The organism is Caballeronia arationis, from assembly GCF_001544975.2.
GTDB classification, from domain to species: domain Bacteria; phylum Pseudomonadota; class Gammaproteobacteria; order Burkholderiales; family Burkholderiaceae; genus Caballeronia; species Caballeronia arationis.
The window spans coordinates 1-1,046 of sequence record NZ_FCOG02000493.1 but is presented as its reverse complement, the minus strand read 5'-3'; the positions used below and the strand labels follow the sequence as shown (position 1 = coordinate 1,046).

General features: G+C 60.8%; 1 protein-coding gene and 1 pseudogene. Both read left to right on the top strand.

What is annotated here, in order from left to right:
• Positions 1-223 (top strand): annotated as a pseudogene (locus AWB81_RS48190) (IS21 family transposase); the annotation flags it as partial.
• On the top strand, positions 220-990 hold the full coding sequence (gene istB / locus AWB81_RS43425; RefSeq protein WP_035943326.1) for an IS21-like element helper ATPase IstB: 771 nt from the start codon (positions 220-222) through the stop codon (positions 988-990). The pseudogene AWB81_RS48190 and the gene istB, both read left to right, overlap by 4 nt.
• The last annotated feature ends 56 nt before the right edge of the window (positions 991-1,046 follow it).

The following is a 1,046-nucleotide window of genomic DNA, read 5'->3' as shown; positions in this document are numbered from 1 at the left end:
CGCCCTGCGTCACCACCTATATCGTTATCGGCAGGTACGTGCCGTCGTAGAACGGCTGTTCCAGCAGGCCCTTGAGCGTCTCGATCGTGCGCCACAGCTGGCCCTACCGCTCACGCAGGAACATGCCCTGATCCGCCCGGGTGACGAATACGGCGAGTTCTTCAACGTCGGCGCGCAGCACAGTGCCGCCCCCCATCCCACTACAAGCGGAGAAACAGCATGACCACCACGCTACCCGACATCGAGCGGGCCCTCAGGATGCTGCGCCTGTCCGGCATACGCGACACACTGGAGACCCGCGTGCTACAGGCACAGGGTACCCAGCAACCGTTTCTTGAGACCTTCGCCTTGATCCTGCAGGACGAACTCGACCGTCGTCAGTCGCGGCTAATCGAGCGGCGCTATCAGCAGTCCGGACTTGAAGAGAAGCTCACGCTCGCCGAGTTCGACTGGTCGTTCAATCCGAAGATCCCGCGTCAGGCTTGCTTCCAGCTCAATGCGCTGAAGTTCGTCGCCGCTGGCGAGAACGGATTGATCATCGGTAAACCCGGCACCGGCAAGTCGCACATTGCCAAGGCCGTCGCGTATCAGGCGGTTCTGCAAGGCCACAAGGTGCAGTATCTCGAAACCGACGACTTCTTTAACCGCTACGCGCTCAGCGCAGCGGAGCAGCAACAGACGCGCCTGCGCGCGATACTCGAGGCGGACCTGCTCGTGCTGGACGACCTGTTCCTGGCACGCTCGATTCCTGACGAGGCCGGCGCGCTACTACAGACGCTGGTCCATCAACGTTACAAACTGCGCCGAAGCATCATCGTCACGTCCAATCGCGTGGTACAGGACTGGGGCGCGTACCTTGGCGATAACACCATGAGCACCACGATCCTCGATCGCCTCATGCATCACTGCCACCAGCTCGAGTTCAACGGCCGCAGCTATCGGCTCAAAGAAGCCGCTGAGGCCCTTGCGCAGAAAACGAAAGAGGAATAAAACTCGACCTCGTCCTGCTTCACACGGTGGGGGATTTTAGGCGACCACAACTGGGG